A 22,205-nucleotide genomic window follows, 5' to 3' on the forward strand; every position below is an offset into this window, starting at 1 on the left:
ATTCAAGGCGTGCGGTCTGTGAAGTGGCGGTGATTCTACCGGGCCATGACTGCCGACAACATGAGCGATATTCATGCAGAACCCTGACATGCTCTAAATCGGCACAGGTTTGCTATGATTCACGCCCTCCGTAATGCCTGACCAGAGTAGTCCCATGCCCGATCGTAGCGCTCGCCTGCAAGCCCTTCACAAAGCCCTCAAGGACCGTATCCTGATCCTCGACGGTGGCATGGGCACGATGATCCAGAGCTATAAGCTTGAGGAGCAGGACTACCGAGGCAAACGCTTCGCCGACTGGCCAAGCGACGTGAAGGGCAACAACGACCTGCTGGTCCTCACTCGTCCCGACGTGATCGGCGGAATCGAGAAGGCTTACCTGGACGCCGGCGCCGACATCCTTGAAACCAACACCTTCAACGCCACGCGGATCTCCATGGCCGACTATGGCATGGAAGAGCTGGCCTATGAACTGAACGTGGAAGGCGCCCGCCTGGCGCGCAAGGTGGCCGACGCCAAAACCCATGAGAACCCCGCCAAGCCGCGTTTTGTCGCCGGTGTACTGGGCCCGACCAGCCGTACCTGCTCACTGTCCCCGGACGTGAACAACCCTGGCTACCGTAACGTGACCTTCGATGAGCTGGTGGAAAACTACACCGAGGCCACCAAGGGCCTGATCGAAGGCGGTGCCGACCTGATCCTGATCGAAACCATCTTCGATACCCTCAACGCCAAGGCGGCGATCTTCGCCGTGCAAGGCGTGTTCGAAGAACTTAATATCGAACTGCCGATCATGATCTCCGGCACCATCACCGATGCCTCCGGCCGTACCCTGTCGGGCCAGACCACCGAAGCGTTCTGGAACTCCGTGGCCCACGCCAAGCCGATTTCGGTCGGCCTCAACTGCGCCCTCGGCGCCAGCGAACTGCGCCCGTACCTGGAAGAGCTGTCGAACAAAGCCAACACCCACGTTTCGGCGCACCCCAACGCCGGCCTGCCCAACGAATTCGGCGAATACGACGAACTGCCATCGGAAACCGCCAAGGTCATCGAAGAGTTCGCCCAGAGCGGTTTCCTGAATATCGTCGGCGGCTGCTGCGGCACCACACCGGGCCATATCGAAGCCATTGCCAAGGCCGTGGCCGGTTATGCGCCCCGCCCGATCCCGGACATTCCCAAGGCCTGTCGCCTGTCCGGCCTGGAGCCGTTCACCATCGATCGCAGCTCGTTGTTCGTCAACGTCGGCGAGCGTACCAACATTACCGGCTCGGCCAAGTTCGCTCGGCTGATCCGCGAAGACAACTACACCGAAGCCCTGGAAGTCGCCCTGCAGCAGGTGGAAGCCGGCGCCCAGGTGATCGACATCAACATGGATGAAGGCATGTTGGATTCGAAGAAGGCCATGGTCACCTTCCTCAATCTGATTGCCGGGGAGCCGGACATCTCCCGTGTGCCGATCATGATCGACTCCTCCAAGTGGGAAGTGATCGAGGCCGGCCTCAAATGCATCCAGGGCAAGGGCATCGTCAACTCCATCAGCATGAAGGAAGGCGTCGAGCAGTTCATTCATCACGCCAAACTGTGCAAGCGTTACGGCGCTGCGGTAGTGGTGATGGCCTTCGACGAAGCCGGGCAGGCCGACACCGAAGCGCGTAAAAAAGAGATCTGCAAACGCTCCTACGACATTCTGGTGAATGAAGTCGGCTTCCCGCCGGAAGACATCATCTTCGACCCGAATATCTTCGCCGTCGCCACCGGTATCGAGGAGCACAACAATTACGCCGTCGATTTCATCAACGCCTGTGCCTACATCCGCGACGAACTGCCGTATGCGCTGACCTCCGGCGGCGTATCCAACGTGTCATTCTCGTTCCGCGGCAACAACCCGGTGCGTGAGGCGATCCACTCGGTGTTCCTGCTGTATGCGATCCGCAACGGCCTGACCATGGGTATCGTCAACGCCGGCCAGTTGGAGATCTACGACCAGATCCCGGTCGAGCTGCGTGACGCCGTGGAAGACGTGGTGCTTAACCGCACGCCGGAAGGCACCGACGCCCTGCTGGCGATTGCCGACAAGTACAAAGGCGACGGCAGCGTCAAGGAAGCCGAGACCGAGGAATGGCGTGGCTGGGACGTCAACAAGCGTCTGGAACATGCGCTGGTCAAGGGCATCACCACGCATATCGTCGAAGACACCGAAGAGTCGCGCCTGTCGTTCGCACGTCCGATCGAAGTGATCGAAGGCCCGCTGATGTCCGGCATGAACATCGTCGGCGACCTGTTCGGCGCCGGCAAGATGTTCCTGCCTCAGGTGGTAAAGTCCGCCCGCGTGATGAAGCAGGCCGTGGCCCACTTGATCCCGTTTATCGAGCTGGAAAAAGGCGACAAGCCGGAGGCCAAGGGCAAGATCCTGATGGCCACGGTCAAAGGCGACGTGCATGACATCGGCAAGAACATCGTCGGCGTGGTGCTCGGGTGCAACGGCTATGACATCGTGGATTTGGGTGTAATGGTGCCTGCCGAGAAGATCCTGCAGGTGGCCAAGGAGCAGAAGTGCGACATCATCGGCCTGTCCGGCCTGATCACGCCGTCCCTGGATGAAATGGTGCATGTGGCCCGCGAGATGCAGCGCCAGGACTTCCACCTGCCGTTGATGATCGGTGGCGCGACCACCTCCAAGGCGCACACGGCAGTGAAAATCGAGCCCAAGTACAGCAATGACGCCGTGATCTACGTGACCGACGCCTCGCGCGCCGTGGGTGTGGCCACGCAGTTGCTGTCCAAGGAACTGAAGGCCGGTTTCGTCGAGAAAACCCGCCTGGAATACATCGACGTGCGTGAACGCACCTCCAACCGCAGTGCGCGTACCGAACGCCTGAGCTACCCGGCGGCCATCGCCAAGAAGCCGCAGTTCGACTGGAGCAGCTACACCCCGGTCAAACCGACCTTTACCGGCGCCAAGGTGCTGGACAATATCGACCTCAACGTCCTGGCCGGGTACATCGACTGGACGCCGTTCTTTATCTCCTGGGACCTGGCCGGCAAGTTCCCGCGCATCCTCGAAGACGAGGTGGTCGGTGAAGCCGCCACTGCGCTGTACGCCGATGCCCAGGAAATGCTCAAGAAGCTGATCGACGAGAAACTCATCAGCGCCCGCGCGGTGTTCGGTTTCTGGCCGACCAATCAGGTGCAGGACGATGACCTGGAAGTCTACGGCGACGACGGCCAGCCCATCGCCAAACTGCATCACCTGCGCCAACAAATCATCAAGACCGACGGCAAGCCGAATTTTTCCCTGGCCGACTTCGTCGCGCCCAAGGACAGCGGCGTGACCGACTACATCGGTGGTTTCATCACCACCGCCGGCATCGGTGCCGAGGAAGTGGCCAAGGCTTACCAGGACGCTGGCGACGACTACAACTCGATCATGGTCAAGGCCCTCGCCGACCGCCTGGCCGAAGCCTGCGCCGAATGGCTGCACCAGCAAGTGCGCAAAGAACACTGGGGCTATGCCAAGGATGAACAACTGGACAACGAGGCGCTGATCAAGGAGCAGTACAGCGGCATCCGCCCTGCCCCCGGCTACCCGGCGTGCCCGGATCACACCGAGAAAGCCCAGCTGTTCCAACTGCTGGACCCCGAGGCCCGTGAAATGCACGCCGGGCGCAGCGGGGTGTTCCTCACCGAGCACTATGCGATGTTCCCCGCAGCAGCAGTCAGCGGCTGGTACTTCGCCCACCCGCAGGCGCAGTACTTTGCCGTGGGTAAGGTCGACAAGGACCAGGTCGCCAGCTACACCGCGCGCAAAGGCCAGGACCTCAGCGTGACGGAGCGCTGGCTGGCGCCGAACCTGGGGTATGACAACTGAGGTTAAACCCCGACCACCCGGTTCGGCGCTCTTAAATTGCCGCTTCAGGGACGCCAGGACGGACCGGGCTGGGGTGACGACGGAGCGGGCGTGGCAGGTTCCATGCCCGATAACCGTTGTATCTCCGCCCGGGACAGCTCCATGCGTTTCTGAGTACGGGCGGCGGCCCGTTCGATCTCCAACTGGCCTATGGCTTGCTCATAGCGCGCCATGCTCTGGGCATCGCCCCGATCACTGTGCGCGTCCTCCAAGGCTTCATAACGGCGTGCCAGTTCGTCCTCAAGGGCCTCGAACTGTTCGGCGTAACGCTCATCCAGATAACGCAACCAGTACTCACGTTGAATCAGGCTTTCGACAAACGCATCGGTACTTTCAGTTGCCAGGATTTGTGCGCGTAACTGTGCCTGTAGCTCGGCATTGATCGGGTTTGCGAACGCCATGTAGGTCGGCTGCCCAGGCAGCTCCAGGCCGTCGGGCCAGCCGCGGGTCAAGCCGATCCGGTAACTCAAGCGCACCTCGGCCCGGTCCATGCCCACCGCGGCGGCTTCTGCGAGTTGATCGGCCCTGCTCAACCGAAACAACTGCCGCGACAGGTTCAGCAGCGCCCGGCCCCTGAGGTCGAGCCGCTGCTGTGGGATATCGCGCAAGGCGCGGTATTCGAACACCCGCACTTCCATCTCACTGAACGTGAGGATGCGGCCATCGATACAGGTGCCATGGGTTTCGGCTTCGATGAACAGGGTACCGCGCAACTCGGCATTTTCTGCGGCCCCCGCGATAACGCCCCATACCCGTTGCGTGAGGCTTGGACGATTGAGGTTGAATTCCGAGGTCAGGCGCAACAGCGAAATGAGGTGGAAAAACCGATCATGATCCTGCGCCTGTGCCAGTTGATTCCACAGCGCTGTTCGTTGTGTCGCCAACTCCGCTGAGGTATCGGCCAACCAGGGGTCAAGTGCCGGCTGCGCGGTATTTTGCAGCGGGTTTTCAATGCTCTCAGCCGGCAGGTAGCCGGCGTCCGGATCACTATCATCGTCGTCAGAACCAGAGCCCGAATCAGCATCGGAGTCGGAGTCCGGGTCCGACTCAGTGTCGGACCCGCCATAATTGCGACGATGGGCGCGGTCGAGTTCTGCTCGCGAAAAGCCCATGACCTCATTGGCCTCATGCGCCTCGGCGTAATTGCGCATTTGTTCAAGGGCTTGCGCGGTCAGGTTATGGTTATCGGACAGGTCCGTACCTGACACCAAGCCGTCGTGCGCGCCTTCGAGTAAAGACTGCGGGAAGGACACCAGCGCATTGCCGCTCAGGTTCAGCCGGGTCAGGTGCTGCGACTCCAACGCACCCTCGGGCCAGCTTGCGATGTCGTTGTAGCTCACGTCCAATGTCTCCAGGCGACTGAAGTCCCGCATATCAAAGGCCTGCAGGTTGTTATGATTCAAGTCCAACCAACGCAAGCGCTCACTGCGCAATCGAGCAGGCAACGACGGCGCTTGCGTGAAGGCGTTGTAGGCCAGTTCCAGACGCTCAAGCTGCTCCATGCGTTGAACGGCTTCGGGCAGTGCTGTCAGCTCATTACCACTGAGTATCAACCGGTTCAATGGGCCAAAGGCGGCTAAAAATCCGTTGCTGCCTTGCGCAGTGAGCTTGACCCCCGTCAGATTGAGGCTGCGCACATGGGTAAACGGCACGGAGAGCGCGGGAAAATCACCAGGTTGGGTCGCCTGCAAGCTCAACGTCTCGACCTCGCCAGCCGGGCGCCCTTCTACCACAGCCCGAACCCAGGATTCGCGGATCGCCTGTGCGGGGGTTACTCGCTTCAGACTGTCGAGACTGTCGCCAAAAGCGCGCGCCTCGCGGGTAAACAACCAACCATTCAACTCACGCGTCAGCACGTCGTGGGTCTGATACCACCGAGCGACCTGCGTATCTATTTGCAGGTCGCTCAGCCCCGTCTCGCGCAGTTGCCTGACCCTGGCCATGGCTTGCTCTTGCGTCGAGAGCGGGCTTAACGCCCTTATCGCATTTTCCGGAACACCCTCAAAGTGTCCACTACCCGATGGCAAGGGCAGCAAATAGTGCGCTACCGAACCTGCGGTGTGCTTCGGGGGAAACACCAGGGGTTCCTGATCCAGCGCAAACCGACTCAACGCTCCCTCAGGCAATCCTTTGGTCGTCTCGACCCGACGCCGCGCTGCATTGAGTACCGTCGTGCCTTCGACGCTCAACGGGTTGCCTGCCAACTCAGTGCGCATCAACACATCTGAATCATCAATCGCAAGCGGTGCAAGGCTCGTCAACTGATTGTCACGTAAGTCCAGGCAAGCCAATTGCGCGAGGTGTTCAGCGCCTTGCGGCCATTCCCGTAGCATCGATTCGCGCAGGTTCAGCGCCGTCAGACGGGTGAGTGCGCTGACGTCGAGGGTGCCCAGCCGGTTGTATTGCAGGCTCAGCACTTGCAGCCTGTTCAACCCATTGAATTGAGCCTGTACTGCCGGGGTCACTGCGATCTGGTTGTCGGACAAGTCCAGGTGTGTCAATTCCGGCAGGATGTCCGCACTGATCGGTACCTCAGTGAGGCGACTGAAGCGCAGTTCAAGGCTTTGCGTTCCGGCGAACGCCTGGATGAAACCACTGAGCTGATCAGGCGGCACATCCTCCAGCCAATTCACCTTTAACGTTTTGACATGCGAAAAGGTACCGGCCGGCAACACCGGCAATTCGCGGATTTTTTCAGCGACCAGGGGATTGGTCGGCGACATCTTTGGATCCGGCAGTTCAAACATCGAAATATCGATATCGGTCGGCAGGCCATAGCGTTGGCATACCGCCCCGCGCCAGCTTTTCTTCAGCAACGCCAGGATGCTTGCATTCTGCCCGTCCCTCCAGCGCACCCGGAGTACGGGGACCAAAGAGGGTTCGTAGAACGGCTTGAAAATGCCGAGGTGTTCTTCACGCAGCGCTTGCACGGCGTTCATCCGCGTTTGTGGTGTGTTCCACAGGCCCATGACCACGTCCGTCATTCGACGGCCGACAGGGACCTCGCCCATCAGCAGGCTCAGTTCTCCGCGCGCAAAGCCTCTGACCATTTCGTCCAGGTTCGCCAGGTGTGGCCCGAACGACCCCGCATAATTCCTGACGTGCTCATAGGCTGGCTTGAAGTCTTCATAGCTGAACGTCGACCAGTCCAGCGATAACCCGCTCCATAACCGCTCGTACCCGCTATAGAGCTCGGCAGGCAACGTGGCAATGGCGGTCTGGGCCAGATCCAGTCGCTCCAGAAGCGGCAGTTTCTGCACATAGGCGGGCCATTGCATTGGCACGTTGGGCGCCACGATCTTCAAGCGTTTCAAGCGTTGCAAGGGGCTTAAATCCAGGCCGTTGAGGACGTGGCCGTCGTAGGCGAAATAACCGAGCTCCAGGTGTTCAAGGCCGGCCAGTGCCGTCAATTGCGACGATAACTGCGCGGTCAACTGATGTGCATCGAAGCTGACTGCCAAATGTTTGAGCCCTGTGAACTGTGCCAACACCTGGGGCACGCGGGTCAACTTCGGGCTGGCATCCGTGGTTTCTACGGTTGGGAAATAGGGCGGCCGCAAGGTCAGTTTTTCGAGAGAGGGAAACTGGCTCAGAAACCCATCGATATTGGTGTCATGCAGGGCCGTACCGAGAACAGATAGTTCACGCACGTATGAAAAGTTCGCCGTCAATGAAGGCAACGGTTCATTGAGGGTCAACGCCAAGGCATCGGCACTCGGCACTTTCCCGGCCAACCAAGAACGGCCCCAGCTACGCTTGAGCGCTTCCCCGGCGAGGAAATTGCTCTGACGATTGGCTACCGACGAGCGATTGACCCAATGATTGAGCGCGTCATGCAGCGCCTGGCGCTCTTCAAACAGCGCTTTCAACCTGCTGACGATTGCTCGGCCATCGTTCCCCGCCCGTACCAGCTCAAGGAAAAACGCATTGATCTGCACCTCATCCAGATCCGGATAGATTATGCGCACCTGATGAGCCAGCAGCGGGCTCACACTCGGCCCCCGCCCACTGGCCTGATAACCTATCAGCGTGTCGTTGATGCGCACCGGCGGCTTGAACCTGGGCACTTTTGGCTCCAGCCACGCCGAGGCCTCCAGACGATGCGCATCGGCTTGCTCGATCAGTTTGCGTTGCAACACGGCGTGTTGGCTGACCTGCGGCACTCCCAGGCTCTGGCGCGCCTCATCGGGCAAGGCATGCATCAGCGAGGCGAAAAAGTTGTCGCCCTCCGGTGCCAGACTGTTGAGTGCTTCGCCCCGCTCATCGAACGCCTGGTAGCTGGGGCCGTGCTTGACCAAGTATTTTTTCTGCGCCGCGGTGGGCGCACCAATGCTGTCGATCAGCGTGCCACGCGTGTGGGTGCTGCGCACTTCCAGGCGCAACGTATCCGGCCAGCCCGGCAGCGTTTGAAGGGCATGCAGCGCCAGCCGTCGGCTGTCGGCCGCGGCAATCGTCTCGCTACGCAGCCCGGCGTAGGCTCGGGCCAACCGTCCTTGTCGCGCATACCAGCGAGCTTCCTCGAGCATGTTCAAGGGTACGCGCGCGGTGGCGGCTAGCCGTTCAAGCTCATCGACACGGGCGTGGTCGAGCACCGTTTGCGCTGCCGCCTTGCTGAGCCCCGGGCAAGTGCGTTGCAGCAGGCTGATACGCTTGTCCAGCGGCTCGGTGCCGCCGTAGATACTGTCGAAAATCGCCGGCCTGCGCTCGCGCGCATAGTCGGCCAGTCGCTGGTTGAACCTCGCCTTGCGCGCGTCGAGGCTGCCTGGGCCGTCGGTGCCGAGCAACTGCACCCGCTCTGAATCGTCCAACGCCAATAGAATCCGCGCAGGCACTTCGCCGCCGAGAATATCGCTGCGCCCCACCTTGATCGGCAGCGCTGCGCGCCCACCTTTAAACGAGCGGTGAGCACCATACTTGACCGACCGGCCGAAGGTACCAGCCCCCTCGAACACTTCCAGTACGCGCCCTCGCGGCCAACCGGGCATTTCAACGATCAACGGCAGCGCATACAGGTACAGGTCATCAATATCACGGGTACCCTCTAGTTGCTCGATCACCCGTGACACATCTGCATCCGCCTTGAACAGGCGCAGCGTATCAATCAGCTCGGGCGGCGCAAGCGTATGGTCCATATGCATCTTGCGCAGCGTGTTGTCGCTGACGCCGCTGACATCGGCGATCTTGAGCAACTCCTGGTCAGTGAATACCTCGGTTTGATGCCCCATGCGCCGCAACAGCGTCAACCGATCCCACTCCAGCGGGCGCTCCAGGGTATGCCGCCAGGCGCCGTGACCGTTGTGCTCAAGCACCGGTTGGTAGGCCTGGGGGTCGGAGGGGTGCTTGATCCGCCACTTCTGAATTGACTCGTCAAAGTATTGCTCGTAAACCTGAGGGCCTTGGCGGATATAGGTCCTGCCCTCTTTCACATACTGCCCTTGGGCGTTGGGGTAGGCGGCGCGGTCCAGGGTCACGGGGTGTTCATAACCACTCAGGCTCGGCTTCCACAAGCGTACCTGGCCATCGGGCCGCTTAACCTCGCTCAGTGCCTCGATCACCGGCTCGGCCTTGGCCGCTCGCCAGCGACTGACGCCCGCCCCCACACCGGCCATCACGGCGATCTGTGCCAGGTTCTCGGCCACGTCAATCAAGTGCGCCTTGGCCGCCTGGCGGTCACCTTCGCCCCATTCAATCGCACCTTCCAGGGTTTCATAGAGCAACTGCCCGGCCATCACCCCCATCATGACCTCGCCCAGCACCGGTACGAACATCGACACCATGTTCAACCCCAGCATGCCGATTTCCAGCAGGTGCGCCAGCTTGGCGTCACGGGCCTTGGCATCCACGTCCGCGGTGGGCACGGCATGGGCCCGTGCATCTGCGATTACCTGCTCGCGGTGTTGCTCGTAGAAGTACTGCCAAGGGTCGATGTTCGCCGCCCAGATCCCTTTACCGCGCCGCGTGCGCGTTGAGGGATCAAGGAAAGGGTCGGGGTTGGGTTCAAGCTTGGCAGGCGCCTCGGGCGGCAACTCCTTGATGCCGGTGATGAAGTGCGGCGTGGTGAAATCCAGCAATTTCTTCCACGGTGAGCGCCAGATGTCGGTGGGTGAGTCGGCGGCTTTCTGGGTGAACTGGCTGAAGTAATAGGGCCGCTTGTCGTAGGGCACGAAGCGACTGAAAAACTGCTGGTACGGCGTCGGCGAGGGATCATTGGCCTTGGCCGGGTCGCGGGCGGTGAACAGGCGCTTGAATTCAGCCTGCATTTGCCGCCAGCGGTAGCGCTTGAGCGGATGCTCAGGGTCCTGGGGCACATAGATGATCAGCTCGTCCGGGTAGCTGTATTTCTTGCAGATCGAGAACACCATGCAGCCGGTCATACGCAGCCGCATCAGGCCCAGGGTCCTGAACCAGACCTGCTTGTCGCCCATCCAGGGATGAATTTCACCCTCGATCACCGACAGCAGCATGCGGTGATCGGCCGGCTCGATATCGCCGGTCAACAGTGCCTGCTCGGCGGCGGCCCTGACGGCGGCCTTCTGATTGGCGATGAACTGGTCACGCAGGGTGACTTGCGCGCTGGCGTCTTCGGGGTAGAAAAATGATTGCAGGTAGGCCTGGTATTTGGCGCCGATATTGAGGTTTCGACACAGCGTCAAAAACTGGCTGACCTTCAGGTTGATCGCCACCGAGTGGTAGGTGCCGGAGGTGCCGGTGGCTTGCATGAACCCGGAGGTCTTGTGGTAAGCGCCCTCCTTGCACTCGTAGGCCTCAAAGTTGTGCAAGGCCGCTTCCAGCAGGGGCAGTTTCAAGAACTCGAAATCCCCCGCCTCGACTTCGGCAATCCCCACCGCCAGCGGGCGGCGCAGGCACAACAGGGTTTTGTCGACATCGAGGTCCAGTCGGTACTGATCCTTCAGGGCTGTGAGCAGCAAGGGCCGGGCGAAGTCGTCGATGCCCTGGAAGGAGGCCATCGTCTTGTCCAGTTGCGTCTGGGTGGTGAGGTTGGCAAGAAAACGGCCGGTCACCTCATTGCGTTGCTCAGGCGTGGCGTTCGCGAGCCACGCTGGCATGACCGTGCTGGCGTCCTTGAGCGCCTGCTTGCGGGCCGGCGTCGCGCTGATCAGCCAATCAGGACTGCTGCGCTCCAGGAAGTCACCGTGCAGGCTTTGGGTGGCGTTGAGCTTTTTCACCGGCTCAGGTACGTCGTTGGTTGGCACGCCCGGCGAAGAAAGCTGGGATGAAGAGTCCATCGTGTCACTCCTTTGAAATGGACTGACAGCACATCACGGCGCCCGCTAGGCCAGGCGGTGCATATATGACGTCGTGCGCGTTCGGGGCGGGGCGCCGGCAGTGGTATTCCTGTACCGCCTGCGGGGTCACCACATTCGATTTCCTGTCGCTTCTCTCAAACAGGTAAAAGGATTTCATCATGCCCACCCCGAGCACCCCCACGACCCTGAGCCAACTGCCCGCCCAGGCCATCCATGCGCATTTCGCTACGCGCCCGGCCTTGTATTCCGTGGTGTTCAATGCCCTGCGCGACCGTATCCTGGAGCGCTATCCATCGCTCAAGCTGGACTTGGCTACCGTCAAGCTGGCCATCCCGCACCCCGATGGGGTGTACACCTACCGGTCGTTGATGGAAGTTGCCATCGCCCATGTGCTCAACCCACAGTTGCTCGACCTACGGCCCAAACACGGAATGGCGTACTACCTGACGCAACAGATTCCCACGATCCTCAAGCCTGATGCCGCGCCGCAGATCGACATGCAGGCAATCGCAAGCATCATTGATGAACTGCCCGAATCGATTCACCTGTATTTCCAGGCTGCGCTGGCCGACTACTGGAGCGAAACCGACAGCCATGGCAGCAGCCGCTGGCAGTGGCTGGGCGAATTTCTCAACGGCCGGATGACGGCAATAGCCGCCAGCCAATCGAGCTTGAACCCGACCCAGCGGGACATGCTCAGGGTCGTCGCTACCTGGCCGGTGCAAGCCGAGCGCCTGCCCCAATCCTCACCCGCCACCTATGTTTATTTGATTGAGAACACATTCACCCATGCCGGCGAACAGGTCAGCCTGCTAACCCCCGACCTGCTGCTGGTGCGCGACAAGCAGGTGCTGCTGTACAGCGTGGCCGGGGATATCCAGGCGTTTGACGGCCTCGATGACTTCGGTGTTGCCTGGGGAGCCAGGATGCAGGCGCGCTTCCAGTTCGACAGCCTTACGTGGCGGCGCAACGAACCGGACGGCAATGTGTTCGAGCAACAGGCCGGCCTGATCCTCAATCAGCAACTGGAAGATCTGGCGACGTTGAAATTTCAGGGCCAGGACGAAAGAACGCTTGAACGACGCCTGGGAAAACTCACCGATCCGGCGCTGCTGTTTACCCAGGTGCCGACAGCCGCTGAGCCGACCTTGCAAAAGGTCAATGAGCAACTGCCGCCATGGCTCGCCCAGGCCAGCGCCACCGACCGTTTTGCCTACCATCGCCACGTACAGGACATGGCGCAGGTGCTGCAACGCAACCAGGGCCGCTCGTTCAACGAGGGCATTGAAAACATCTACGGTTTCAGCCGCGCCGCGCTGCGCAAGCAGATGCAAGCCGATCATGGCGACTGCGACCCTGACGAAGTGGTGCTGGACTTTGCCGTGGCCGCCGGTTATCCAGGCGGCGCCGGTATTATCGAGCATGTGCGCATGTCGCTGACGGAGTTGGCGCTGAAGAACCTGGCCGGCAAACCTAAAGGCACACTGACGCTCTCAGCCAAAGGCTCCCAGGCGCTGCCGACCTGGCTGGACGAAGACTACCTGCTGGGCAGTACCGGGCTGATCCAGCGTGTCGATATCGGCGCCACCTATCCACAAACAATCAAAGACACCTTGTTGTCCGACACGGTTGACGCACGCCGCCGGGAAACCCTGTTTACCCGCGAACTCAAGGTCAAGCTGCCAATGCAGGCACTGGAATACAAGATTCGCGGGCAGCATGGCGTCACCGTCACCGGTTATCGCTACGTCAAAGCGTTGATGGGTGAAATGCCCTCGGACCGAATCGTCGACGAACAGGAGATTGTCCTGCGCCCATTGGCCCTGTGCCGCAAGCCCGGGGCCGCACCGGATGAAGTCAACAACGCGTTCATTATCGAGCCGCGTGATACGAGTGTCGGCCCGCACCTGCTGTACCAGCCGCTGTATGCCGAGGCCCTGCATGAATACCCGACCCGCCAGGCCTTGCTCGACGCACTGGCCGCGCCCGGTGCGTTGCAAGACACGGTGCTGGCGTGGCTGAGCGACACGGCCCGCCCCATCTATGACCATGGCGGCATCAAGGAACCGCACATCATTCGTTTCCTGCCCGGGGATGAATTCAGCATCCCTGAAAAGCCAGCACCTGCGACGCTCGCCGTCGATGAAGGCGCGGGCGAATGGCTGCAATCGCAAGTCAACGGTCAACTGCTCAATCATCTGTTCGGCAGCACGGCACGGGCCTTGGTCGACCTGGCGGACCGCGAGTCGGTGTCCAACCACGAAAGCCGCTGGGCCGTCGTGATGGAAGGCGCGTGGTTGCTGTTCAATACCCTGCTGTTACCGCTGGTACAGGGCCCGGCCATGCTGGCTGGTTGGTTCATGGTGCTGGTCAGCAGCCTGGAGCAGGATCTGGCCGGCCTGGACAGCAACGATCCCACCACCCGTGAGCTGGCCCTGATCGATCTTTTGCTCAACACCGCCATGGTGCTGCTGCACGCCACTGCCCGTTCCGATCGGTCTCGACAGCCGTTGTCGGAGCCCTCCGCGCAGGAGCATGCCCTGCACCTGGAAACGTGGCACCGCTCGGCGGGACTGCCCGCTGCGCAAGAAGCGCCCTTAGTGCGCCATGGCCCAGTATCGCTGCCCGGTGAACCACCGGCGACCGGCCACACGGCCCTGGACTTCGGTCACTCGATTGCCAGCCCTCAAGCCGGCGCGAAGTTGCTCAAGGCGCTGCTCGATGTGCAAGTTCCGTGGCCCACTCCGCTACCCTCCCCTCTAACACACGGTGTTCTCAAAGGGCTGTACTGGATTGACGGCAAGTGGCACGCCAGCATTGGCGGGTTGTTGTTTCAGGCGAACGTGGTGCCGGGTTTCAACGAGGTCTATCTGGTGCATCCGGACCATCCCCAGCATCCCGGCTTCAAGCTGGTCAGCGATGGCCAAGGGCATTGGCGGCTGGACCGGCGTGCCAGGCTGGAGGGTGGCATGCCCAGGGACAGCTTGAGTGGGTGGAAGTCAAAGCGTGACCAGCGTATTCGCACGTTAAAACAAGAATTTGACGCGCTCTTGATAGAGATGAATTCAGAAGTGATCTCTACCGCTGTGTTGGAGTCCATCTTGAATACGACCCGCGCCAATCTGGCCGACCAGGCGACACTTCTGAGAAAGGACTGGCTACTCCTCGGCACCTCAGCCAGCATCCCGCAGCTTCACGCCCAGGTCGCTAGGCGCCACGCGGCCAGGCGAGTCGATACAGCACATGCCAGGGCCCAGTGGGAAACAGCACTCGACAACTACCAACAAAACGGCCGGACATTGATCCCTGTGATGCAGCGAATCGAAGCCAAGGCCGATGAACTGATGCAAGCCGACCGCACAGATTCCACACGCAGGCAAACACGAGATAAGGCCACAAGAATCATCTATAGCTACTGGAGTTCGGTCTTTGCGTGTCTGGCGCAAAAAATGGCCGACACTCTGGTAAGCGACAACGGCGAAAACTCCGACGAGCTCGGTGAGCGCGCCAATCGAGAATTACCGGAAAACATCACCCATGCCTACGATGAGTACATCAACACCAAAAAGCGCCAAATAGCGGCCCTCAATCAAATGATCGAGCCGGCAGAACAGATCGAGACCTTCCTCAAGCAAGCCGACCCTACACTGCGCCCATTACTGTTGGAAGGAGACCCTTCCGATCAAAACATCTCCTCAGTGGCGATCAAACAGCATGCACTGCTAGTGTTCACTGATTTGGTGTTCAATCGAACCCATCGCCCAATGGGGGTGATGGAGTTTCCGTTCATCCGTGTACTCCACGACCCCCAAATCGTCAGCATTGTGCTCGCACATACAGAAATGCGCACCACCTCAGGCTACTCGACGGTGGAGCAAATCAATGTCCTCAAGGGTGCCCTTGAGCGCTATGAGCAACTGGAGAATGCCGTTAAGTCGTTGTACGAAATGAACTCCGGTTTCGTGCGGGAGGCTTATCGCGTGTCGTACCTGGAACACCTGGGTGAGGCACGTTCAAGCCTTGAGGCGCAACTGGCCAACTTGATCCTCGTTGAAGAAAAGATTGCCCCCAGGCCGGCTCTCGACAAAACCAAACGACAAAAATCCACCACCCGGCGGGTGATCAAAACCGCAGACAAGAAGAGTCTGGTGGGCGACATGCGTACGCACCAGCCCAATGAACCGGGCAATTATGTCGACATTGCCGACCCACTCACCGGCGCAATCATCGCCTCTTACCACGAACATCCCAGCGAAGGCGTTTGGAAAATCGTCAAGCCCGAGAGTGTGCCGGCAAAAACGCCCGCGCCTGTGGTTCGCTCATTGAAAAGAATCAAAGCGGATGCACAAACCATCGAAAACGAGCGAACCAGTATCAATGAACGTATTAGCTTCCAACAGCGCAAACTCCAGGAGCCCAGTCAACGCGAGACAGTCAACCCCAGGGATTGGGAGGAGATGCTGAGTCAACATGCGGCAAAATTTTCAGCATTGGCCAAGGAGCTTGAGAGCGCGACTGGCGAAGAAGCCGCTGCCCTGCGCAAGCGCTACGATGACGCGGCAAAAGCTGCCTCTAAACAGGCTCACAAGGTGTGCGCCGAAGGGTATCTGTTACAGCGCCCCAAAGCCTACAAGGTCGATTATTTACACACACATGGTTTTGTTGATATCAACCTGGTGAAGAAAAAAAAACGTATTCCACTGAAGGCCGGTGACTTTCTCACCGAATATGTCATACGTGACAAACGTAAAATCAAACCAGGAATAAAGTGGGAGGAAGCTAACCTGTGGTACGCGCACTTCCATTACACCTCCGTCGACTCTCCCGTCTCACCGCCTAATTACGGCCACCTGAAGACCCCAGCAGAACGCCTGTTTACGCGCAAAGAACTGATGGAGCGGGACAAGGCCAATAACCGCGTCGTGATCTATCTGGATGACGCACGGATCGATGCGCCGCTTGATCAGAAGCTGTTCCTGCACCTGGAGGTGTACGGTCGTTCTTGATCGTTTCCACTCGTGGGAACGATCAAGAAGCAGGGTTCAGAGGGCTGATACAAGCCAGCCGCGTGCTGCCCAATTGTCTATGCTCTGTAAGACAGCCTTGCGCACGAGGGTTTTATGAACGATCCAGCCAACAACAAGCCGCCAACCTTCTGGCAAATGCTCCACAGCGTCCTGGCAGCGGCCTTTGGTGTTCAGAGCGGCAAGAACCGCACCCGTGACTTTACCCACGGCAAGCCCAGCCACTTTGTGATCCTGGGCCTGCTTTTCACGGCGGTATTTGCCTTGACGTTGTTCGGCATCGTCAAGCTTGTGCTGCACTTGGCCGGGGTTTAACGCAGCAGTAATTGCAGGCTGAACGGGTACCGGTAGGATGCCGGCTTGCCTACGGCCGACAGTGCGCGAAAATCCACCGACGGCGTCGACGCCTGCAACTGTCGCGCCTGGTCGGCATCGATCAGTTGGAACAATGCTTGTTGACGGTCGCGCGTGCCGGTCGCGCCGATATCGATACCCTTGGCATGGTCATTGATCAACACCATCGCCCATCCGCCCAAAGTGAAGTGCCCTGCCACCAAGGTACTCAGGCGCCCATCCAAGCGTGCCCTGAGGATTTCTGGCGAGCTATTGAGCGCACTGAACAACACGTCTTTACCCGGCACCCGCCCGCTGTCTTGCAGGGCCTGCATGGCACCCAGTGCCATTTCATCATTGGCCGACCACACCAATGCGGCCTGCGGGTAGCGTTTGAATAACAGTGTGGCCTGCTCAAAGGCACGCTGGCGGTTCCACTCACCGTAGACAAGCTGCCGCAGACGCACTTGGGGGTGCTCGGCCAACGCACGGCGCAAACCTTTTTCACGCAACTGCGCAGCCGGGGTGTTCTTGGCTCCGGAAAACGCCAACAGCTCAAGGGATGCCCCTGGCGCGAGCGGGGCATGGTTGCCTAGCAGGTCGATGAGCATCAGGTAACCGGCCTGCTCATCGTCGGCCACCAGGCTGCCGATCCACTCAGCGTCTTTATGGGCATCCAGCAATTGCACCTGATCGCCGGTCAGTGCGTTATTCACAATCAGTAGCTTGACCCCACTGCCCCGGGCCATGCGCAAGATCGGCGGGGCTACATATTGCTCATTGACCAGCACCAGATAGTCGGGCCGCTGACTGCCTTGCAGCGTCTCACGGGCTTGTGCCAGGGTGTTATCGGCATTCCGCTCGGAATAGCGCACGCGCAAATCCAGGCCGAGGTCCTTGGCGGCGGCCTGCATGAATTGCGCATAACTGACCCAAAAGGTTTCCGTGGACGAGCCTGGGTTAAGAAAAACCACCGACGCCGCCCGGGCCATCGCCCCGTACGTCGATCCTGCTAACCACATACACGTAATCAGAACCTTCAACATGGTTGTTTCGAGCCTGGAATATTGATCGCCATAATAGTGGCAATGCGACAGCAAATCGAGGCTCAGTCAACGCTCTTTTACTGGTGGCTGACCCAGAACACGGCCGTCCCGACCACCAAGATGATCAGGAACAGAATGGCCCAAGCATCCACGGTACTGTCAGGTTTACGGGCTTTGGTGGAATTGCTCATTGCATCGCCTCTTGTCAGTTTTATAGGTGACGGCACTAAGACTCGACCACAGTAAAGACCAGAGTTGCCCCTATGACAAATGTGGGTATGGCGATAACAGTTCTCATTAGTCAGTTTGGTTATTTACATATACCCAAACATCACTTTTGCGCATATACGCAAACTGGTATCGTGCGCCGGCTCCGTTGGGAGTGCGCGGCCGTGCGCGCAGATTTGCCGAGAACAGGACCTATATGTACGTATACGACGAATACGATCAGCGCATCATCGAGGACCGCGTCAAGCAGTTCCGTGATCAGACCCGACGCTACTTAGCAGGTGAACTGAGCGAAGAAGAGTTCCGCCCTCTGCGCCTGCAAAATGGCCTTTATGTTCAGCGCTTTGCGCCGATGCTGCGGGTCGCCGTGCCCTATGGCCAGCTGACTTCGCGCCAGACGCGAATGATGGCCAGGATTGCCCGCGACTTCGACAAAGGCTATGCCCACATCAGTACCCGCCAGAATGTGCAGTTCAACTGGCCGGCCCTGGAAGACGTGCCGGACATCCTGGCTGAACTGGCCACTGTGCAAATGCACGCCATTCAGACCAGCGGTAACTGCCTGCGCAACGTGACCACCGATCAGTTTGCCGGCGTGGCTGCCGACGAGTTGATCGACCCACGGCCGTGGTGCGAGATAGTGCGCCAGTGGACTACCTTCCACCCTGAGTTCGCCTACCTGCCGCGCAAGTTCAAGATCGCCATCAATGGCTCGACCTCGGACCGCGCCGCCATCGAAGTGCACGATATCGGCCTGGAGCCGGTGTACAACGCTGCCGGTGAGCTGGGTTTCCGCGTGCTGGTGGGTGGTGGATTGGGCCGTACCCCGGTGGTCGGCGCGTTCATCAACGAGTTCCTGCCGTGGCAGGACCTGCTGAGTTACCTCGACGCCATCCTGCGGGTCTACAACCGCTACGGCCGTCGCGACAACAAGTACAAAGCCCGGATCAAGATCCTGGTCAAAGCGCTGACCCCTGAGGTGTTTGCCCAGAAAGTCGACGCCGAAATGGAACACCTGCGCGGCGGCCAGACCACCCTGACCGAAGCCGAAGTGCACCGCGTCGCCAAGCATTTTGTCGATCCTGAATATAAAGCCCTGAGCAACCAGAACGCCGAACTGGCCGCCCTTGACCAGCAACACCCAGGTTTCGCCCGCTGGCGCACGCGCAACACCCTGGCGCACAAGAAGCCAGGCTATGTGGCGGTGACCCTGTCGCTCAAGCCCACCGGCGTTGCCCCAGGCGATATCACCGACAAGCAGCTGGACGCCGTTGCCGACCTGGCCGAGCGCTACAGCTTTGGCCAACTGCGTACCTCCCACGAGCAGAACATCATTCTTGCGGACGTCGAGCAAAGCCAGCTGTTCAGCCTGTGGGGCGAGTTGCGCGAAGGCGGTTTTGCCACGCCGAACATTGGCCTGTTGACCGACATCATCTGCTGCCCGGGCGGCGACTTCTGCTCCCTGGCCAACGCCAAGTCGATCCCGATTGCCGAATCCATCCAGCGCCGTTTCGACGACCTGGACTACCTGTTCGACATCGGCGAGCTGGACCTGAACATCTCCGGTTGCATGAACGCCTGTGGTCACCACCACGTCGGCCACATCGGCATCCTGGGCGTGGACAAGAAAGGCGAAGAATTCTACCAAGTGTCCCTGGGTGGCAGCGCCAGCCGCGATGCGAGCCTGGGCAAGATCCTTGGCCCATCCTTCGCCCAGGAAGCCATGCCCGAGGTGATCGGCAAGCTGATCGACGTCTACATCGAACAGCGCACCGAAGATGAACGTTTCATCGACACCTACCAGCGCATCGGCATCGACCTGTTCAAGGAGCGCGTCTATGCAGCGAATCATTAAGAACAACGAAGTCGTCGACGAAACCTGGCACCTGCTGCCCAAGGACGCGAGCTTCGACGGCATCTCCAACTGCGACGACCTGATCGTGCCGCTGGCCCTGTGGCGCGAACACGGCCACGCCCTCAAGGCCCGCGATGGCGGCCTGGGCGTGTGGCTGGACGCCGATGAAGAAGCCGAGGAAATCGGTGACGACGTGGAACACTTCCAGGTCATCGCCCTGAACTTCCCGGCGTTCACCGATGGCCGCAACTACTCGAACGCCCGCCTGCTACGTGACCGTTATGGCTACAAGGGCGAACTGCGGGCGATTGGCGATGTGCTGCGTGACCAGTTGTTCTACCTGCACCGCTGCGGGTTCGATGCCTTCGCCTTGCGCGCCGACAAAGACCCGTACGAAGCGCTGGAAAGCCTCAAGGACTTTTCGGTGACCTATCAGGCTGCGACGGACGAGCCGCTTCCGCTGTTCCGTCGACGCTGAGTATCAAAATGTGGGAGGGGGCTTGCCCCCGATGACGGAGTACCAGTCAACAGATTCGTTGCCTGATCCACCGCTATCGGGAGCAAGCCCCCTCCCACATTTGGTCCTGCTTGGCTCTGCAAATTTAGGTGGGCAGACCAAGGCCAACGTCGCCCCGTGCATTGCGCTGGTACGTGACCAGTGGTTCATCCCCCGGCGCCCCCGCCAATACCGCGTGGCCATGAAGCAATCTTCACACTATAGGGTGAGCATTCGCTGTAATCGAACTGTCCTCTACTGATCAGCAGTTTTTAACCTCACTGACGACTGGAGTTCCTTATGGCGAAAATCAACCTGGCCCAGCAACTGGCGACCACCCTTGAACAGGCGGGTATCAAGCGCATCTGGGGCCTGACCGGTGACAGTCTCAATGGCCTGACCGACGCACTGCGCAGCATGGACAGTATTGAGTGGATGCATGTGCGCCACGAAGAAGTCGCCGCCTTTGCCGCCGGTGCCGAAGCCGCCGCCACGGGGGAGTTGACGGCGTGTGCCGGCAGTTGCGGGCCGGGCAACCTGCATTTGATCAATGGTTTGTTCGACTGCCATCGCAACCATGTGCCGGTGCTGGCGATTGCTGCGCAAATTCCGTCGTCGGAGATCGGCCTCAACTATTTCCAGGAAACCCATCCCCAGGAACTGTTCAAGGAGTGCAGCCATTTCATCGAGCTGGTGAGCAACCCCGAGCAGATGCCCCAGGTACTGCACCGTGCCATGCGCTCGGCAATCCTCAACCGCGGCGTAGCGGTGGTGGTGATTCCGGGGGATGTGTCGTTGCTTGAAGTGGAAGATAAACTCAAGCCCTGGCCAGCTCTGCACGCACCGCGCACCTTACCGGCTGAGCAGGACCTGCAACGCCTCAGCGAGATCCTTCAGGGCAGTGAAAAGGTCACCCTGCTGTGCGGCAGCGGCTGTGCCGGTGCCCACGACCAAGTCGTAGCGCTGGCCGATGCGCTCGGCGCGCCGGTGGTGCACGCGTTGCGCGGCAAGGAACATGTGGAGTGGGATAACCCGTTTGACGTGGGCATGACCGGCCTGATCGGTTTCAGTTCCGGTTACCACGCCATGCTCGACTGCGACACTTTGATCATGCTCGGCACCGACTTCCCCTACCGCCAGTTCTACCCCACCGATGCCAAGATCATTCAGGTTGATCGCGACCCGCAAGCCCTGGGACGACGCGCCACGCTGGATCTGGGCATCGCCGCCGATGTCAGGGAGACCATCGATGCCCTGCTGCCGCGCCTGACCCGCAAGACCGATCGCAGCTTTCTTGAGACCTCGTTGAAGCACTACGAGAAGGCCCGTCAGGGGCTGGATGACTTGGCGCAACCCTCCAAGGCGAATCGACCGATCCACCCCCAGTACGTCGCACGCTTGCTCAGCGAGCTGGCCGACGATGATGCGATCTTCACCGCCGACGTCGGCTCACCCACGGTGTGGGCGGCGCGTTATTTGAAGATGAATGGCAAACGCCGGCTGATCGGCTCGTTCAATCATGGCTCTATGGCCAACGCCATGCCCCAGGCCATCGGCGCCCAGGCGGCATTCCCTGGGCGCCAGGTGATTTCAATGTCGGGCGATGGCGGGTTTACCATGTTGATGGGGGATTTCATTTCACTGGCGCAGTTGAATCTGCCGGTCAAACTCATTGTGTTCAATAACTCGTCCCTGGGGTTTGTGGCCATGGAAATGAAGGCTGCCGGGTACCTGGACACTGGCACCGAGCTGAAAAACCCGGACTTCGCGGCCATGTCCAATGCCATGGGCATCCTGGGGATTCGCGTGGAGCAATCCGAAGACCTCGAGCCGGCTTTGCGCCGCGCATTGGCCCATGATGGCCCGGTGCTGGTAGACGTGGTGACCGCCACTCAGGAACTGGTGATGCCGCCAAGTATCAAGCTGGAACAGGCCAAAGGGTTCAGCTTGTATATGCTCAAAGCGGTGATGAGTGGGCGCGGGGATGAGGTGATTGAACTGGCCCGGACCAACTGGCTGCGTTAAACGAAAAGGTGGGAGGGGCTTGCTCC

General features: G+C 60.0%; 8 protein-coding genes. 6 read left to right on the forward strand and 2 right to left on the reverse strand.

What is annotated here, in order from left to right; translation table 11 throughout:
• The first annotated feature begins 154 nt into the window (after positions 1–154).
• A complete protein-coding gene (metH, locus tag E4O98_RS23550; protein WP_248136374.1) occupies positions 155–3,865 on the forward strand; it encodes a methionine synthase in 3,711 nt (1,236 codons plus the stop codon).
• A 44-nt stretch (positions 3,866–3,909) separates the two neighbouring features.
• Here metH and E4O98_RS23555 read toward each other — a convergent pair whose 3' ends face one another.
• Entirely contained in the window at positions 3,910–11,151 is a 7,242-nt protein-coding gene (locus E4O98_RS23555; protein WP_248136376.1) for an NEL-type E3 ubiquitin ligase domain-containing protein, read from the reverse strand.
• A 179-nt stretch (positions 11,152–11,330) separates the two neighbouring features.
• Between E4O98_RS23555 and E4O98_RS23560 the strand changes: the two genes are divergently transcribed.
• Both E4O98_RS23560 and E4O98_RS23565 read left to right on the forward strand, forming a co-directional pair.
• Positions 11,331–16,178 carry a DUF6543 domain-containing protein gene (locus E4O98_RS23560; protein WP_248136378.1) on the forward strand — a complete coding sequence of 1,616 codons (4,848 nt, stop codon included), beginning with the start codon at positions 11,331–11,333 and terminating at the stop codon, positions 16,176–16,178.
• A 114-nt stretch (positions 16,179–16,292) separates the two neighbouring features.
• A complete protein-coding gene (locus tag E4O98_RS23565) occupies positions 16,293–16,511 on the forward strand; it encodes a DUF2970 domain-containing protein (protein ID WP_032875959.1) in 219 nt (72 codons plus the stop codon).
• On the opposite strand, the gene E4O98_RS23570 is transcribed toward E4O98_RS23565, so the two are convergent.
• Positions 16,508–17,575, reverse strand: coding sequence for an ABC transporter substrate-binding protein (locus E4O98_RS23570; protein WP_032875962.1), 1,068 nt, complete (start codon positions 17,573–17,575; stop codon positions 16,508–16,510). The genes E4O98_RS23565 and E4O98_RS23570 overlap by 4 nt on opposite strands.
• A 424-nt stretch (positions 17,576–17,999) precedes the next feature.
• On the opposite strand from E4O98_RS23570, the gene E4O98_RS23575 reads away from it, so the two are divergent.
• The 3 genes from E4O98_RS23575 to poxB all read left to right on the forward strand — a co-directional run bounded on the left by E4O98_RS23575 (position 18,000) and on the right by poxB (position 22,179).
• A complete protein-coding gene (locus E4O98_RS23575) occupies positions 18,000–19,658 on the forward strand; it encodes a nitrite/sulfite reductase (RefSeq protein ID WP_248136380.1) in 1,659 nt (552 codons plus the stop codon).
• Complete coding sequence (locus E4O98_RS23580) at positions 19,642–20,136, forward strand: DUF934 domain-containing protein (protein WP_005788729.1); 495 nt, start codon at positions 19,642–19,644, stop codon at positions 20,134–20,136. The genes E4O98_RS23575 and E4O98_RS23580 overlap by 17 nt, the downstream gene beginning before the upstream one ends.
• A 318-nt stretch (positions 20,137–20,454) precedes the next feature.
• Entirely contained in the window at positions 20,455–22,179 is a 1,725-nt protein-coding gene (gene poxB / locus E4O98_RS23585; protein WP_248136382.1) for a ubiquinone-dependent pyruvate dehydrogenase, read from the forward strand.
• Positions 22,180–22,205: the final 26 nt, after the last annotated feature.

The organism is Pseudomonas sp. W2Jun17 (assembly GCF_023127795.1).
Classification (GTDB): domain Bacteria; phylum Pseudomonadota; class Gammaproteobacteria; order Pseudomonadales; family Pseudomonadaceae; genus Aquipseudomonas; species Aquipseudomonas synxantha_A.

Bases quoted from the DNA above. Each gene is read 5' to 3' on its own strand.
- metH (WP_248136374.1), top strand. From the start codon at position 155: ATGCCCGATCGTAGCGCTCGCCTGCAAGCCCTTCACAAAGCCCTCAAG.
- E4O98_RS23555 (WP_248136376.1), bottom strand. From the start codon at position 11,151: ATGGACTCTTCATCCCAGCTTTCTTCGCCGGGCGTGCCAACCAACGAC.
- E4O98_RS23560 (WP_248136378.1), top strand. From the start codon at position 11,331: ATGCCCACCCCGAGCACCCCCACGACCCTGAGCCAACTGCCCGCCCAG.
- E4O98_RS23565 (WP_032875959.1), top strand. From the start codon at position 16,293: ATGAACGATCCAGCCAACAACAAGCCGCCAACCTTCTGGCAAATGCTC.
- E4O98_RS23570 (WP_032875962.1), bottom strand. From the start codon at position 17,575: ATGTTGAAGGTTCTGATTACGTGTATGTGGTTAGCAGGATCGACGTAC.
- E4O98_RS23575 (WP_248136380.1), top strand. From the start codon at position 18,000: ATGTACGTATACGACGAATACGATCAGCGCATCATCGAGGACCGCGTC.
- E4O98_RS23580 (WP_005788729.1), top strand. From the start codon at position 19,642: ATGCAGCGAATCATTAAGAACAACGAAGTCGTCGACGAAACCTGGCAC.
- poxB (WP_248136382.1), top strand. From the start codon at position 20,455: ATGGCGAAAATCAACCTGGCCCAGCAACTGGCGACCACCCTTGAACAG.